The sequence below is a fragment of the Roseovarius sp. CH_XMU1461 genome, assembly GCF_037027165.1.
GTDB lineage: Bacteria > Pseudomonadota > Alphaproteobacteria > Rhodobacterales > Rhodobacteraceae > Roseovarius > Roseovarius nubinhibens.
The window spans coordinates 55129-70411 of the sequence record NZ_JAYMDV010000008.1 but is presented as its reverse complement, the minus strand read 5'-3'; the positions used below and the strand labels follow the sequence as shown (position 1 = coordinate 70411).

Annotated in this window: 17 protein-coding genes; 4 read left to right on the top strand and 13 right to left on the bottom strand. The window is 59.9% G+C overall.

Translation table 11 applies throughout. From position 1 onward, the window contains the following. Positions 1-15: 15 nt before the first annotated feature. The 8 genes from WA237_RS16800 to WA237_RS16765 are packed head-to-tail and all read right to left on the bottom strand — an operon-like array spanning position 16 to position 6091. Entirely contained in the window at positions 16-825 is an 810-nt protein-coding gene (locus WA237_RS16800) for a type IV secretion system protein (RefSeq protein WP_040618660.1), read from the bottom strand. Further along, positions 825-1979: a lytic transglycosylase domain-containing protein gene (locus WA237_RS16795; RefSeq protein ID WP_336098985.1), complete on the bottom strand. Its 1155-nt coding sequence runs from the start codon at positions 1977-1979 to the stop codon at positions 825-827. Before WA237_RS16795 ends, WA237_RS16800 begins: the two co-directional genes overlap by 1 nt. Next, the gene (locus WA237_RS16790) at positions 1969-2136 is read right to left on the bottom strand and encodes a hypothetical protein (protein WP_009815545.1); all 168 of its coding nucleotides are present in this window, start codon (positions 2134-2136) and stop codon (positions 1969-1971) included. The genes WA237_RS16795 and WA237_RS16790 overlap by 11 nt, the downstream gene beginning before the upstream one ends. After that, a complete protein-coding gene (locus WA237_RS16785; protein WP_336098983.1) occupies positions 2133-4508 on the bottom strand; it encodes a type IV secretion system protein B4 in 2376 nt (791 codons plus the stop codon). Before WA237_RS16785 ends, WA237_RS16790 begins: the two co-directional genes overlap by 4 nt. Beyond that, complete coding sequence (locus tag WA237_RS16780; RefSeq protein WP_009815547.1) at positions 4498-4776, bottom strand: type IV secretion system protein VirB3; 279 nt, start codon at positions 4774-4776, stop codon at positions 4498-4500. Before WA237_RS16780 ends, WA237_RS16785 begins: the two co-directional genes overlap by 11 nt. Further along, on the bottom strand, positions 4769-5062 hold the full coding sequence (locus WA237_RS16775; protein WP_009815548.1) for a TrbC/VirB2 family protein: 294 nt from the start codon (positions 5060-5062) through the stop codon (positions 4769-4771). The genes WA237_RS16780 and WA237_RS16775 overlap by 8 nt, the downstream gene beginning before the upstream one ends. Then, complete coding sequence (locus WA237_RS16770; RefSeq protein WP_336098981.1) at positions 5059-5679, bottom strand: lytic transglycosylase domain-containing protein; 621 nt, start codon at positions 5677-5679, stop codon at positions 5059-5061. The genes WA237_RS16775 and WA237_RS16770 overlap by 4 nt, the downstream gene beginning before the upstream one ends. Before the next feature lie 43 nt (positions 5680-5722). Then, the gene (locus tag WA237_RS16765; RefSeq protein WP_009815550.1) at positions 5723-6091 is read right to left on the bottom strand and encodes a hypothetical protein; all 369 of its coding nucleotides are present in this window, start codon (positions 6089-6091) and stop codon (positions 5723-5725) included. 210 nt (positions 6092-6301) lie between these two features. On the opposite strand from WA237_RS16765, the gene WA237_RS16760 reads away from it, so the two are divergent. The 3 genes from WA237_RS16760 (at position 6302) to WA237_RS16750 (ending at position 7330) form a co-directional block, all read left to right on the top strand. Beyond that, positions 6302-6553 carry a hypothetical protein gene (locus WA237_RS16760; RefSeq protein ID WP_336099034.1) on the top strand — a complete coding sequence of 84 codons (252 nt, stop codon included), beginning with the start codon at positions 6302-6304 and terminating at the stop codon, positions 6551-6553. A gap of 124 nt (positions 6554-6677) precedes the next feature. Further along, complete coding sequence (locus tag WA237_RS16755; RefSeq protein ID WP_009815552.1) at positions 6678-6935, top strand: helix-turn-helix domain-containing protein; 258 nt, start codon at positions 6678-6680, stop codon at positions 6933-6935. 167 nt (positions 6936-7102) lie between these two features. Next, positions 7103-7330: a hypothetical protein gene (locus WA237_RS16750; RefSeq protein ID WP_009815553.1), complete on the top strand. Its 228-nt coding sequence runs from the start codon at positions 7103-7105 to the stop codon at positions 7328-7330. Positions 7331-7450: 120 nt separating this feature from the next. Here the strand turns inward: WA237_RS16750 and WA237_RS16745 are convergent, their stop codons facing one another. Beyond that, positions 7451-8197: a hypothetical protein gene (locus tag WA237_RS16745; protein ID WP_198011701.1), complete on the bottom strand. Its 747-nt coding sequence runs from the start codon at positions 8195-8197 to the stop codon at positions 7451-7453. Positions 8198-8468: 271 nt separating this feature from the next. On the opposite strand from WA237_RS16745, the gene WA237_RS16740 reads away from it, so the two are divergent. Then, positions 8469-10727, top strand: a complete 2259-nt coding sequence (locus tag WA237_RS16740; RefSeq protein ID WP_336098980.1) for a heavy metal translocating P-type ATPase — start codon at positions 8469-8471, stop codon at positions 10725-10727. A 243-nt stretch (positions 10728-10970) separates the two neighbouring features. On the opposite strand, the gene WA237_RS16735 is transcribed toward WA237_RS16740, so the two are convergent. The 4 genes from WA237_RS16735 to WA237_RS16720 form a co-directional block, all read right to left on the bottom strand. Further along, positions 10971-11660, bottom strand: a complete 690-nt coding sequence (locus tag WA237_RS16735; protein WP_040618641.1) for a copper-binding protein — start codon at positions 11658-11660, stop codon at positions 10971-10973. A 47-nt stretch (positions 11661-11707) separates the two neighbouring features. Further along, positions 11708-13066: a multicopper oxidase family protein gene (locus WA237_RS16730; protein ID WP_152334942.1), complete on the bottom strand. Its 1359-nt coding sequence runs from the start codon at positions 13064-13066 to the stop codon at positions 11708-11710. Between the two features lie 11 nt (positions 13067-13077). After that, a complete protein-coding gene (locus tag WA237_RS16725; RefSeq protein WP_040618642.1) occupies positions 13078-14541 on the bottom strand; it encodes a TolC family protein in 1464 nt (487 codons plus the stop codon). A gap of 294 nt (positions 14542-14835) precedes the next feature. Further along, on the bottom strand, positions 14836-15252 hold the full coding sequence (locus WA237_RS16720) for a hypothetical protein (protein WP_254655714.1): 417 nt from the start codon (positions 15250-15252) through the stop codon (positions 14836-14838). Between the last annotated feature and the right edge of the window lie 31 nt (positions 15253-15283).

Below are 15283 nucleotides of genomic sequence, written 5' to 3'. Positions count from 1 at the left end.
GTCATGCCCCCACGATCAGTCTGCCCGGAGGTCTGGCAAGGTGAAATCCATGAAGCGCTGCTCTTCGGCGATGGTGGCGGCATCGATCACGCCGCCCGTGCCATCGCCCACCGTTTGAATCGCTTCCAGCTGCCACATTGCCACGAGGGCGATGGCCAATTCAGCTGTCACGCGCGTGTTGAGATCGACGCTTTGCTTGAGCTCTTCCATGTCGTCGATGAGCCCGACAAGGCGGTCTACCCGCTCGAGCGACTGGCCGGCATCTTCATAGCTGTTCTGGGCGGCGGCTGAGACGAGTGCGCCGGTTGTTGCCTGCGTGGCCACACGGTTGGCCCCGGGATTGCCGCTGGTGGCCATTTCCGAGAGCGTGTCTTCATCGAAGCCGAGATCGGCCAGCACCCGGTCCATCTGGGTTTCGATCTCGCCTGCGCCAGAACCGGATAGGCCCGAGAAATCCCCAGTCTTGATCGCGTCAATCGTGGCGAGGATGTCCCCGAACTCTTGGTCGAGCAGACCGTTCAACTCGTCTTCCATTTCCGTCCGGATGATTTCTGGAAGCTCGGCAAGGCGGGTCAACGCTTCATAGGTTCTTTGCAGCTCCGCGAGTTGATCCGTGAGTGTGGCAAGCTGTTCGCGGAGCTGCGTCAGCTGCTCGTTTTGCAGGATCTCGTCTTCGATCATCTGCCGCAACTGCTGGATGTTTTGCGCGATGTTCTGGGTGTCGACGACCGGTACACCTTGTGCTGCGGCAGGGGGTAGGGCGCTGAACTGCAAGCCAACGCCAAGTGTCGTGGCCAAAGCTGTCCTCAAGAGCAGATGTCCCATCATTCAATCTCCCTGATCGTGAATTCCATGAACGCGCCTTCGGCCATGCGGGCGCTGGCCTGGGCCAGCTCCTCGGCAGAGAGGACGCGGGTGTGTGCCGCCTGAAGCCGGATGCGTGCAGCGACGAGGCGCACGAGTTCGGCGCGGGCATAAGTGTTGAGCGCGACGCTCTCCTGCACGTCCTCGGTTTCGGAAATCCTTTCGACGATATCCGCAATACGCAGCGCGGCCTGACGGATCGCGACAGGCGAGTTGTTGCCATAGACCGCCGCGCCGTGCCCCGTGATCGAGAGGTTGGCATTCGCCAGAAGTGCGGGGTCTATGGTGCCGAGCGCTTCGATCCCGCCGATGCGGCTCAGGTAGAGATTGTAGCGTTCGGGGATGACCTGAACGTAGTGCTGGGTTTCGGCAAAGGGCGGCACCCCACCATATTCGAACACGCGACCGGGTCCGGCATTATAAGCCGCCAGTGCGTTGATGATATTGCCATCGAAGGTATTGAGCTGGGTCGCGAGATAGCGCGCGCCGCCATGCACCTGAAGGTAGGGGCTGTCATAGTATTCCGGGTTGATGCCCAGATCGCTGGCCGTCCCAGGCATGATCTGGGTGAGACCATAGGCGCCGACGGGAGACCGTGCCCCAATCGTAAACCGGCTTTCCTGCCAGATCAGCGCTTGCAGCAACGCGCGCCACTGGACGGGCGAGAGCCCTGCGCGGCCAACACCCGCAAAGCCGCTGGTCTCCTGGGCCACGCGGATGATGAGCTGCTCGATGTTTTCTGCCGCATCCCCGAACAGTTGCGCGCCGCCGGGATTGGGGTCGATCTCGGCACTTCCATAGACCGCTTCGACCGAGCGGTCTGGATCGCCGTTACCGTCCTCAAGCCCCAAGACCATCGCGGGCAGGCCCTGACCGCCGAAGCTGGTCTGGGCATCGAGGATGCGTCGGAGGGTTTCCAGCTGCTCCCGTTCGATCTCGGCGATGAGTTCGCGCACTGCAAGCTTGTGGGCCTGAACAGCCAAGTCTGCCTCGCGATCGCCGGTCTCGACGATGTCACGCGCTGTCAGCCCACTGTCATTGGTCGGCACGCCTTGAGACAAGGCGAGACCGGGCAGCAGGCAAAACGCGAGGATATGAGGCAGGCTAGACTTCAACGTCGCCCTCCGGCGCGCCGAGCGGTGCGAAGTGGCAATCCTGGGCTGTCGCTGCCGTCGAGGCGAGAAAGGAAAAGCAATTGGCCTGCGGCTCCCGATACTGGGTGCAGGAGGCCAGCGCGCCGAGCGCAGCCAAAGCGATAAGAATACGGATCATGAAAGCCTCCAAAAATCTGGGCGGTCGCGGTAATCGGTGCCGACAAGCGCTTCGCCCTTTTCCATGCCGCCAAGGATCGTGAGATTGGGCCCAAGGGCGCTCAGATCGGCATCGACGACGATTGAGCCCTGATCGTCGCGGATCAGTGCGAGGCGGCTGTTGCTGCCCGTGTTGAGAAGGACGTCGAGCTCCTTCTCCGTGAGGTTCAGCATCGCGTAGTCCGAGGCATTGGCGCGGATATTGGGCAGCAGGATCTGCGTCGGAACGGCTTCGACAATGGTCTTGCCGGTCCGGGTGCGCTCAAGCTGGCTGGCATATTGCGTCATCATCACCGCGACGGTGTTCTGCTTGCGCGCAGTCACGAGCCAGTTCGACAACCGTTCGGCGAAATATGCGTTGTCGAGCGCCTTCCAGGCCTCGTCGATCACGATGATGGTGCGGCGGCGGTCCTCGATCTCGCGCTCGACCCGGCGGAAAAGATAGGACAGGACCGCCATCCGTTCCTTGTCGGCCTCGCTGTCGAGAATGCCGGTCAGATCGAAGCCCACGACATCGCCCTTGAGCGAGAACGTGTCCTCGAGGCTCTGCCCGAAGATCCAGCCGTAGCGGCCGTCTTCGGTCCACTCGAGCAGGCGCTGGTGCAGATCGCCGCCATCATCGGTGGACACAAACAGCGATGCGAAATCCCGCCAGTTCCGCAGGGCCGGATTGGTGGCCTGGGCATTCTGGCGCACGACCTCCTGGATGCGGTTGGTCTGCGCCGGGGTCAGGGGCTTGTCGGCGCGGTAGAGCAGGGTTGTGAGCCAATCCGAGAGCCAGGCGGTGCCGCGCGCATCGGTCTCTGTCCAGAGCGGGTTGAGACCCGTGGGCTGGCCGGCTTTCAGGGAGGCGTAGCGCCCGCCATTGGCGCGCACCGCCATCTCCATGCCAAGACGGTAATCGAAGACGAAGATACGCGCCCCTGCGCGACGGGCCTGGGTCATCAGAAAGGCCGACAGCACCGATTTGCCGGACCCGGGCCGCCCCATGATCAGGGTATGGCCGCTGGTCGGTTCTTTGTCGGGCGATCCCTGCTCGTGATAGGAAAACCGGTAGGCGCTCTGCTCCGGCGTGGGCAAATATGTGACGACCCGGCCCCAGGGGGTAAGTGCTGCAGGTTTGCCGAGCTGTGTCCGGTGGAAGGCCGCAAAATCCGCGAAGTTGCGGTTGGTGACGGCGCTGGCGCGGACGCGCTTGGGTTGGTTTCCGGGATGCTTGCTGAGGTAATGCGCCTTGGCCGCGACCCGCTCGCCAATCATCTTCACGCCTTCGGTTGCGGCGGCGTTCACGATCTCGGCGCTGAGGGTTTGCAGTTCTTCGAGCGTGTCGCAAAAGAGCGTCACGACCATGTGATGCTCGCCGAAGCTTTGGCGCTTGGCCTCGAGATCATCGGCGGCGATGTCGAGGGCTTCCAGGAGCGAGAGGGCTGCGTCCTGGCTGGCCTGCATCTGGCGCTTTTGCCGCTTGATGCGGCCCGCCATGAGGTTCGAATTGATCGGCGTGAAGGAGTGCGTCACGATCATGTCGACCGGCAGGTTCAGCATGTCGAACATGGTGCAGGAGGTGCCTTCCGAGTATTCTCCGATGGTGAAGCTCTTGCCGTAGCGGTGGCCCACGACGCCCTCGGAAAGCTCGAAATGGTCGCCGTGAAACGTCACGCGGGTATTGGCGACGTTGAAGGACAGAAAGCCGTAGGTGTTGGCCGGGTAGAGCGGCAGCTCGGTGCCCGTGTTGAGCGCGCCCAAAAATCCCACCAACTCTCCCGATCCGGCTGACAGCAGGCGCGGCTTGAGCTCGGTAAGCCCCGAGAGGAAGACGTTCACGGCCTCACCTAGGCGCTGCAGGCGTTTGCGGGTCTCCTCTTTCAGTCGGTCCGGCGCGCTGCGGCTCAGGAACGGCAGGAGGCTTTTCGGAGGCGGGCGGTGAATGACGGTGAGCGTCAGTGTTTTGTCGCGGAGCCCGCTGGTCTCGAGTTTCGCGCTCCAGCGCCGGTCCACCTCGCCCGCGAAGCTGTCCTCACGGATGGGGTCGAGATCAGGTTTGATGGCCTTGGAGACCTTGTGGACGTAATAGCTGAACTCCGGCCCCAGCTGCGCGACGATGCGGGCAAAAAGCGCCGTCACCTTGTCGAGATAGGCATCGTCCGTCGTGTAGCTGTTGATCCCCTCGAGCCGGATGCAGCGGAAGAGTTCGTTCACCCGGGTCCGCACGGTCTGGTCGTCGACGAGGCTCACATAGGGCAGCATATGCGCGAGGCGGGTCTCGCGCGCATACCAGTCCGGCGTCATCGTGCGGAGGTCGAGCGCCGCATCACGGGCTTCATCACGGGGCATAGCTGTCCCCGTCGTGGATGGACCGGTTGCGCGTGGGTGGCGTTTCCTGCAGCGCCGTCATCATCACGTCGATGAAACGCGGGTCCCAATCCGCGGCCTTCCAAAGCACCGGATAGAGCAGGGCGGCGACACCCAGCACTGCGATGTGCTGGACCCAGACGAACAAGAGCACCGAGCCAAAGAGCCAGACCATAGCGTACATGATGGGCAGGCCCAGAAGCTTGGGCGGGCGCACGAGGCCCAGAAAGAGAGGCGCGCGCTCAGCCACCGGCAAAGACCGCGGCAACGATGGTGGGGGCAGCGGCAACACCGGCGATCCCGACAAGCACCCAAAGCGCCTGGCGCAGATCGATGATGTTGAAGAACCAGCTCAAGAAAACGCCGAGGACCGCGAGTGTGGCGATGACCACACCTAGAGGGCCGGTCAGCGCATCGACAATGCCCTGCAACAAGCTTTGGATCGGGGAGAGGTCGATGCTCTGGGCGAGGGCGGGCTCGGCAATCAGCAGGAATAGCGCCAGCGAGGCGACAAAGAGGTTTGAAATCGGTCTCATGAATTTGATCCTTCCAATCGGGCCACGACGGCCATGACGCGGGCCACGTGGTTCTGGGTTTCTCGGTAGGGGGGAATGCCGCCATACTGGCGCACAGCATCCGGGCCGGCATTGTAGGCTGCCAGGGCAAGACGCGGATGGCCGAACGTCTCCAGCATTGTCGCAAGGTATCGGGCGGAGCCATCGAGATTCTGCAGCGGATCACGCGGGTCGACGCCAAGGTCGCGTGCAGTCGCTGGCATCAACTGGCCGAGACCGATAGCGCCCGCAGTTGAGATTGCATCCTGCCGGTAGGCGCTCTCCACTTCGATATTGGCGCGGTAGAGGCTCAGCCAATCCGTGACGGACAGTCCTGCGCGGCGCAAACCGGGATGGCCGGCATAACGCAGGGCTGTTGCCTCGATGCCCGAGAGAACGTCTGCGCGGGGCAGGGGTGCTGGCTGGGCGAGTGCTGCAAACCTCAGTGCGTCAGGCTCGAGCGCTGCTTCAGTGTCACCAAGAATGGCCAAACCATCGGACGCCGATCCCTGACCAACGCCGTCGTTGTAGTTCCGGGCAAAACTGCTCTGAGACCGGGATGAGGTCAGAGAGCCGTCGCTCTCCATGACCAGGACCATTTGCGCTGAGGCTGGCGCGGCGACCAGCCAGAGACAGACGAGGTTAGCTGCCAGTGCCCAAGTCTGACGGGGCTTTTTCTGGCGGGGCGAGTTTATGCGTGCGGCTTGTACCCGCCTCAAGCGGCAGGTCGACATGCGCAAAGCCAAGGCCAATGAAGAAAGACACCACGCCGGAGATCGTCTTGAACTCGCGGATCTTGATATCGTTGTAGGTCGTCCGCGTGCGGGCGGTGACGAGGAGCTTTTCCACCCCATCATCAGAGACAACGCGCATGATCCAGACCCCGTAATAGCTGGGGCCTTTCTTATGTGCCGACTCCTGGCACAGGATTTCTGCGCTATAGCCGCTTTCCACGAGCTCGCGGAACCTGGCTTCCGTAACCACATTTGGTGCTTCGATGTCCCAGTTCATGGCCCGGCTCACGCTTTCTCCAATGGCGCAACCCTGGGCATTCCTACTTGAAGCCCAGAGTTACGATAGTATATTATCAACCGCAAGATGTAATATCGTGCTTTAGCTGTAGTTTGGTCACGCAAACACTAGTCACGGCCAGTGTCTGCGATCAAGGAGATAACAGGTTTGAGAAACCCAAGGTTGACATGCCTGCTCCCATTGCAAGCTATAGTCCTTCTAATCTGCGTTCCCGGGCCGATTTTGGCGGAATCCTGCTTCGCCCCGGCCCGTCCTTTCCTGCCAAGCGATTCGCAGGCAGCGCGAGACTATGCGGACATCATCCGTAGCGATTTCGAAGACTACATCCAGAATATCCAGAGCTACTTCCGTTGCCTCGACAGCGAACGCGCCCGCGCTTTCGAGGAAGCGCGCGAAGTCAGCGAGGACTATGCCCGGTTTCTGCAATTGGCAGGGGATTGATGGGCAACCTCGGGAGCATCAGACTTGTAGCCCATGAAAACCAGACGCCGATAACACCCTCATATATCTACTTTTTAGATAATAGATTTCATCCGCTAGCGACGTCACAAAAGGTATGTGACGCGTGGCAAAGACAATCAGAAGCACGGGACAGGTGGCACTCTGCCAGGCGTTGGTCGACGCCCGAATCAAGGCAGGCCTTGGACAGGCTGAATTGGCGACTAAGCTCAGATGCCACCAATCCCTCATTGCCCGCCTTGAAAGCGGCCAGCGCCGAGTCGACGTCGTCGAACTGGTCGTCCTCGCCCGCGCCATCGGCTTTGACCCCTACGAGGTTCTCGCGATCGTTGAAGTCGCCACGGAGCCCGACCATAGAATTTGAGAAAAATGCAAATTTGGGGCGTACCGCTTTGGATATCCCTTCGTGAAATCCGCTACCTCAAGGAAGAGCAGTTAGCCAACATCCACCAATTGCGTCATGCTGTGCAGGCGAAGCCTGGGAACACGATGCCGCGATTGCAGCGCCAAAGTGCAGGAAGTCAGTAAACAGTGGACGATGATAATGGTGAAGGCGTCGCGATTGCCAATCTGATCGGGACCGACGGGCGCAGCGTTGTTGGTTGGGTTTATAGCTGGACTACAGGCGCGCACGCGGTGATGTGGGACGTCCATGGACCCCAGCCGGTATCGAAAATCCAGCCGGATATAAGTGACGAACAGAAGCAAGAAATCGACTTCGATGCGCTCATGCGGATCGGAAGAGACGAGGGCGGGTGAGGAGGGCTACCCTGCGGCGTTTGCCGAAATGCCAAACTGCACTGCGACGACTAGGCGCGCGAGGTGGCACTGCACATGTCCGCGAAACCAATCTTACAGTCCGAGCCATTTTGCGTCAGTTCAGTAGTTCACCTGTTCAAAGCCGTAGTTGCCCTCGTAGTCACGCCAGTCGACGAAAACGGATCGATGATAGATACCGGGGCAATTCTGGCCCCATCGTTCGAGACCGGCATGGGCGGCTGGTAGGGCGGTTATGGAGGACCTCTGCCAGGCGAAGTCACCTTGCGTTCCATATGTGCCGAGGACCACGGTGGCACTACGGTTGCAGTCGCCGTCGCGTCCGGATTCGTGCTGTCGCGCATACCGGACATCAAAGACGCGAATGGACCGCACGAAGTTGAACTCAGGTCCGCTGATATCGATGTCCGCGCGATCTCGAACGAGCCCGAGGGCCTGCTCGGCGGGAACAAGGTAGTCTGGGGTTTCTGAGGTGCGCCAAGCGGCCGCAATTGGGTCAGCGGTATCGCGCGCTGGAAAGGATTGTCGCAGACCAGTGCTGTTGTACTGGAAGAACGCTTCAAAGATGCGGTCTGAACTGTTTGGTGCTGGAGCGGTCTCAAAGGAAGCGCCCATAGGGCAGCGCCAGATTTGAAGCGGAGGCTCCACCGGCCAAGGCGTAATTCGTCGGATGAATTCGGCGCGTGCTCGGGCGCAAGGAACGGAAGCAGGCCAGCCGCCAGACAAGCACAAGAGGATCGCGCAATCGATCGGGTATGTCTGCGCGCGAGCGGGCATCGGCAGCAAAGAACTTGTCACAGTCAAAGCGACTGCGACCGACGGGAGGAGCTTCTTAAATAGATGACGCATGCTGAGGGCCCTCTGTGACTAGGCTCAGCATATCTACGATAATATACTATCGCAACACTAAGATTTTGGGCCGGTAAGATTTATTATGTAATATATTGGCAGTATCAATCAGCTTTCCTTCGCTAATCAGCAATCCAAGCTTGACCTTCCAGTTGCTGGAAGCCCCATCTTAGGAATTGGCATCATTTTGGAGGGCAAGAGCATGATACAGGTAACAGAACCGCACCCGCGAGAGCGGTCATCCGATCAGGCCAAGGATCCAGTTTGCGGCATGTCCGTCACTATGTCTCCGCAGGCCCGTCAGGCGGATTATGACGGTGAAACCTTCTACTTCTGCTCCGATAAGTGCCAGACCAGGTTCGAGGCCGATCCGATCTACTATGCCTCAGGTACGGCATCGGATCACAGCATGACCCCGAAAGCCGGAACTCAGTACACCTGCCCAATGCACCCCGAGATAGTTCGTGACGAGCCCGGCGCCTGTCCGATCTGCGGCATGGCGCTTGAACCGATGGTGCCGTCGGATGAACCCAGCGAAGAACTGACCGACTTTACCCGCCGGATGTGGATCAGTGCCGCCGCAGCCGTTCCTCTGGTTATCCTGACTATGGGAGAGCTGGTCGGTTTGCCGGTCCGGGACTTGATCGGACATCGGCTGGCGACATACATCGAGTTCCTGCTGGCGACGCCTATCGTGTTGTGGGCAGCGAAGCCGTTTTTCGTGCGGGGATGGGCGTCGATCGTGAACCGCTCGCCCAACATGTGGACGCTGATCGCGATTGGTGTCGGCGCGGCCTACATCTATTCGCTGGTCGCCACATTCCTTCCGGGCGTGTTTCCGGAGGCTTACCGGATGGGCGCGGGAGTCGGCACCTATTTTGAAGCCGCCGTCGTTATCATCACTCTGATTTTCGTCGGACAGGTTTTGGAATTGCGGGCGCGGGAACGGACCGGCGATGCCATCCGGGCACTGCTCGATCTGGCCCCGAAAACGGCGCGGCGCATCCTGCCCGACGGCACGGAATATGACGCGCCGCTGGAAAACATTGTGGAGGGCGACCGGTTGCGGGTGCGCCCCGGCGACGCGGTCCCCGTCGATGCCAAGGTCGTCGACGGCACGTCATCAATCGACGAGAGCATGATCACTGGCGAGCCGTTGCCGGTCGAAAAAGGTCCGGGCGATACGGTCACCGGCGGCACAATCAATAAGAACGGCTCCCTTGTCATAGAAGCCGCTCGTGTAGGTGCCGACACGATGCTGAGCCAGATCGTCGAGATGGTCGCGAACGCGCGGCGATCCCGCGCACCGATCCAGGGGCTTGCGGACAAGGTTTCTTCCTATTTCGTGCCGACCGTTGTCGTGGTCGCCATCCTTTCCTTCGCCGCTTGGCTAGGCTTCGGGCCCGAACCTGCGCTCGTCTTTGCCATCGCCTCGGCGGTGTCAGTGCTGATCATCGCCTGCCCCTGTGCATTGGGCCTTGCGACGCCGATCTCGATCACGACGGCTGCAGGGCGCGGTGCACAGGCGGGTGTCCTGATCAAGGATGCCGAAGCGCTGGAACGCATGGCCAAGGTCGATACGCTGATCGTCGATAAGACCGGCACCCTGACCGAAGGCAAGCCGAAGCTGACCGATGTGAACGCTCTGGGCGACGAGACCGAAGAAACCATTCTGAGCCTCGCGGCTGCCTTGGAAAAAGGCTCTGAGCACCCGCTGGCAGAGGCCATCGTCGAAGGCGCGAAAGAGAGAGGTATCAAAGTCGGCAATGCCGAGAACTTCGAAGCCGTGACCGGCAAGGGTGTGAGCGGAACCGTCTCGGGCCACGCCGTCGCGCTTGGTAACACCGCGATGATGCGCGACATGTCCCTCGACACCTCCGCAGCAGAGGAGGCGGCAGACGTTCTGCGCAGCGAAGGCAAGACGGCCATGTTCGTGGCCATAGAAGGAAAACTGTCCGGCATCGTCGCCGTCGCCGACCCGATCAAGGAAACGACGGCCGAGGTCATCAAGGAACTGCACGAGGCGGGCCTGCGGATAATCATGGCTACGGGGGATAACGAACGCACTGCAAGGGCCGTGGCGCAGCTCCTCGGCATCGACGAGGTCCGGGCTGGAGTTCTGCCGGAAGACAAGAAGGCGCTGGTGGACGAGCTGCACGCGAATGGCAAAAAGGTCGCCATGGCCGGCGATGGTGTCAACGATGCACCGGCTCTGGCCGCAGCGGACGTCGGCCTGGCCATGGGCACGGGTGCGGACGTGGCGGTTGAAAGCGCGGGCATCACTCTCTTGAGCGGCGATCTGAACGGTATCGTCAAGGCACGGACGCTGGCCGTGGCGACGATCGGTAACATACGCCAGAACCTGTTCTGGGCCTTTGCCTACAACACGCTCGGTGTGCCCTTAGCTGCGGGCGTGCTCTACCCGGTATTCGGGCTGTTGATGTCGCCCATGTTCGCCGCCGCCGCAATGAGCCTCTCGTCGGTCTCGGTCATCGCGAACGCGCTCAGACTACGGCGATTGAGGCTTTAGACGATCCGCGTATTGAACGTGAAGCTGGACGATACTTCTATTTCAGCAAAACATGTATTGCTGCATGAGGTTGCTGACCTTTGCCACTGGAAGCGTTCACTGAGAAAGCCGGAAAGACGAGCGCAAGGGCGCATGTGCAGGTTATCAGGAAATTCATAATGCTCGGCTACCTCCGTAGCGCTTGATTTAATTGCCTCAAAGCGTTGGGGCCGGGCATGTACGCCTCGGCCCCAAGGTCAGTCTTCACTTCATCTGCGTGACAGTAAGCTTGCCCTTGACCCGGTCGGCAACAAACTCGATGTCCTGACCTTCTGCCATCTTGGCCATTATCGCTTCGTCCGCGCGGAATACCATCGTCATCGCGGGCATATCGAGGTTGACCAGAGGGCCGTGGATGATTGTGACCTTGCCGGCCTTGGCGTCGATCTTCTTTATGGTCCCGCTCGTGTATTCCACGTCAGCCTGAGCCATCTGGTCCCCCACCGAGACCGCACGGTGCATGCCGGATTCGTAGTGACCCGGGATTAGGCACGCGGCTTCGAACGTACCAGCATTCGCGAACGTCCAGACGACCTCGCCCGTGGCACCCGGATCAAGACGGATACGGTTCGGGTCGTCGTGTTCCATGTCCATCTTGGCCATTTCGATCTTGTGCTCGGCGTTATTTTCCAGCGTGTCGAGAACAAACTCGTGTTCCAGCTCACCCTTGTTCGTGATGTTGAAGCGTATGGTTTCACCCTGCTTGATGGTCATCTCCTCACTCTCGATCAGCATTTCGCCTTCGTCGTTTTCAAGCAGGGTTACATCAATCGTCCGGTCGACTTTTGCCGTATGGCCGGGCATACCGATGGCCATTTTGGCATGACCAACGTCAGCGAAAGCCCCCGTTGAAGCGAAAAGGACGAGAGAGGTGCTCAGAAGAAGTTTTTTCATTTGGTTTTCCTGTAGGTTTGGTTTGGTTGGAGTCGACGAAGGGCCGTTCAGCCCTTCGAGTTTGGTTTTGGTGTGAGAATGGTCTTGGGACTGTTGTTCGAGGCAAACTCGGGCAATTCGCCAGTCCATTCGTAGGCCATCTCGCCCGGAGGATTTTCGTACCAGCCGGGATCGGAGTAATCGTCCGCGTCGATGCCGTCCCGCACCTTTACGACCGAAAACATGCCGCCCATCTCGATGGGGCCGTAGGGCCCCCAACCCGTCATCATCGGGATCGTGTTGTCAGGCAGCGGCATTTCCATTTTCGCCATGTCCCCCATGCCGGACATGCCCATGGGCATGTATTCCGGCTGGAACTGACGGATCTTCTGGGTCAGCGGCTTCTTGTTGACCCCGATGAACGTCGGCACATCGTGACCCATGGCATTCATCGTGTGGTGCGACTTGTGGCAGTGAATCGCCCAGTCACCCAGATGGTCTGCGACGAACTCATAGGCGCGCATCCCGCCCACGGGGATGTCGATGCTGACCTCCGGCCATTGCGCTTCTGACGGCACCCAGCCACCATCCGTGCAGGTGACCTTGAAGTCATAGCCGTGCATGTGGATCGGGTGGTTTGTCATCGTGAGGTTGCCGACGCGTACTCGCACCTTGTCGCCCTTGTTCACGACCAGCGGATCGATGTCGGGGAAGATCCGACTGTTCCACGTCCACAGGTTGAAGTCCGTCATCGTCATGATGCGCGGCACATATGTGCCGGGATCGATGTCAAAGGCATTCAGCATGATCAGAAAATCGCGATCCACCGGCATGAACGTGGGATCCTTGGGGTGGACCACGAACATGCCCATCATCCCCATCGCCATCTGCGCCATTTCGTCGCCATGGGGGTGATACATGAAGGTTCCTGATTTCACCAAGTCGAACTCGTAGATGAACGTTTTGCCTGGCGGGATGCTGGGATGACTCAACCCGGAGACCCCATCCATGCCCGAAGGCAGGATGAGCCCGTGCCAGTGCACTGTCGTGCCTTCCGGCAGCTTGTTGGTGACGTAGATGCGGACCCGGTCGCCTTCGACTGCTTCGATCGTTGGGCCGGTGGACTGGCCGTTGTAACCCCACAAATGCGCGATCATGCCGTCGGCAAGTTCGCGCTCTACCGGTTCGGCGACGAGGTGAAATTCCTTGACCCCGTTGTTCATCCGGTGCGGCAGGGTCCACCCGTTCAGCGTGACCACAGGTGTGTAGTCCGGCCCCGACGACGGACGCGCCGTAATCGCCGTTGCCGCACTGTCCATCTGCGCGGCTTCGGGTAGGCCCATGTTCAGGGTTTGACCCCAGGCTTTTGAAGAGACCAGCGTTGCGCCTGCCGCGCCGGCTCCGAGTAATTGACGTCTGTTCAACATGTCAGTTCCTTTCAGTGTCCTGCACCGCCACCGGCGGCAAGCGTTGCGCCTTCTCCACCAGCACCACCGCCGCCTTCGCCGCCGCCATAGATCGCGGCGGTCAGATCGGCCTGTGCCATGTAGAATTCGCGTTTTGCATTTGCCGCTTCCAGGGATGCGCCAAGTTTCTCGCGCACGTCAGTCAGCAGCTCGAAAGTGTTGGTGATCATGCCGTTGTAAGACAGCAAACCCTCTTCTTCGACGGTCGTGCGTAGCGGCACCAGAACGTCGCGGTAGTGGCGCGCGATTTTATATGCGGCATGATAGGAAGTCTCAGCACCGCGCGCTTCGGACCGGACGTTCACGGCCTTCTCTGCGAGCACGTTGGCCGCTTGTAGATAAGACAATTCCGCCTTGCGCATCCGGGCCTTGCCGGTGTCATAGATCGGGATCGCGAACTCCACTTCCACCTGAGGGGTGGTCACGGTTTCCGTTTCTCCGTCCTCAATTTCCCGCTCCGCCTCGAACCCGGCAATGAACTCAAGATCGCTGACAATGCGGGTCTGATCGGTCAGCCCAAACGCCTTGGCCTGCGCTTCCAGGCCAAGTTTGGCAACACGCAGATCCACCCGGTTTCGGAGCGCCTTGGCCTCGATGTCGGTCACACGGCCGACAGAACGCGGCAGTGCAGGAAGGGCATCTGGCACATAGTAATCGACTTCGGTGCCCCAGAGACCCATCAACCTGGTCAAAGCCTCCTTGGACCGAGTGGCGTTCAATCGTGCCTGTGCAAGTTGCCCCGCCAGTTCGGCATTGAATGCCTGTTCGCGGGCCTGCCCAGCTTTGTTGAGTGCGCCGGTCTCGCCCAACCTCATCGCCAGTTCAGAGCCGGCGTCAGAGGTCGCTTTCGCGCGCCGCAGATAGCTCACTGCCTCGAAGGCGGCGACTGCATCGACCCATGCCTTTCGCGTCTGATTGGCCAGCGCAAGTGTGTCGTTCACGGCATTGAGCTGAGCCTGCCGGAAGCTTGCATCAGCAATGGCCATGCGCTGTTTGCGCGTGGTGGCATCGAGGACGTTCGACCGGATCAGCCCTTCGATCGCTCTGTAGGCACCGAGCTCAGGCGCACCGATTCCCAAAACACCAATTGATACGATCGGGTTTTCCGGCGTCGATTGCTGCCAGGCCTCAGCGGCCGACAGGCCAACATTGGCGTAAGACGCTTGCAGACCTTTATTGTTCAGGAGCGCGACCTGAACGGCGGTGTCCGCCGAAATGGTCTTGCGATGCACCATCGCATGCACCTGCTTTTTCAAAGCCTCGTTTTCGGCCTGGGTTTCGGCGAAGACCGTCCGTTTGCCGATGGCCGGTGTGACTTGGCTGGAAATGTTAGCGAAGCCGGCTTTCGGTTCCGTGTAGATGCCCGGTACAGCGGTTGCGCAGGCACCCAAAATTAGCGGAAAGCCGAATAGCAGAGGAAATTTCGATAGCCGCATCAGTTGCCCTCCGTCTGCTCTTGATTGACGGAACGCCAATCACGGGGACCCGTCGGACCACGATAGGTGTAGCCAGCCAATGGATCTTGATAGCTGATCGGAGACGAAACGGTCGCGTTGACGACAGCCTGTTGTGTCGCAACGGAGGGCAAAGGGGTAGGCTCATAGGCGCATGCGCCAAGCCCGAGGGCCGAAGCCCCCATAAGTAGATGAATTTTCATGAAGGTAACCTGATTGATGAACGATGTCTCACGCAGAGTCTGCGCAAGGCTCACACCCGGATTGGGCGCCGTTTCAGATCAGGAATCGAGGGGGCCGCAGAAACCCTGATGTTTCGACGGAATGCGTCTGACCGCTCAGGATCATATATTCTTTCGCAGCAATAGGATCCGGGAATACCAAGTCTGTGTCTGGAATGACGACAGAAATGCATATTCCGTTACAACACTGAGTTGATTGATGCTCTGTTTCACCAATGTCGGAGGATATGTCATCCACGTCAACTGTCGCCGGGTGTTTCATGTGGTCGGCGTGGATATCAGTTCCCTGACCAACTGTCGGTTCGCTGAGAAGGGCGCTGATCGATCCAGAATGCTGACCATCATGCATTCCCGAGGCCGCGTGTGCCGCAGAAGGTGGAGACAGAACCAATGCCAACGCAAAAGCGAAGCAAGTGAGGAATTTCACCCATACCGAAGTGGCGACACGCATTCTCATGAACGGAAACTTGGACGTTTTGACA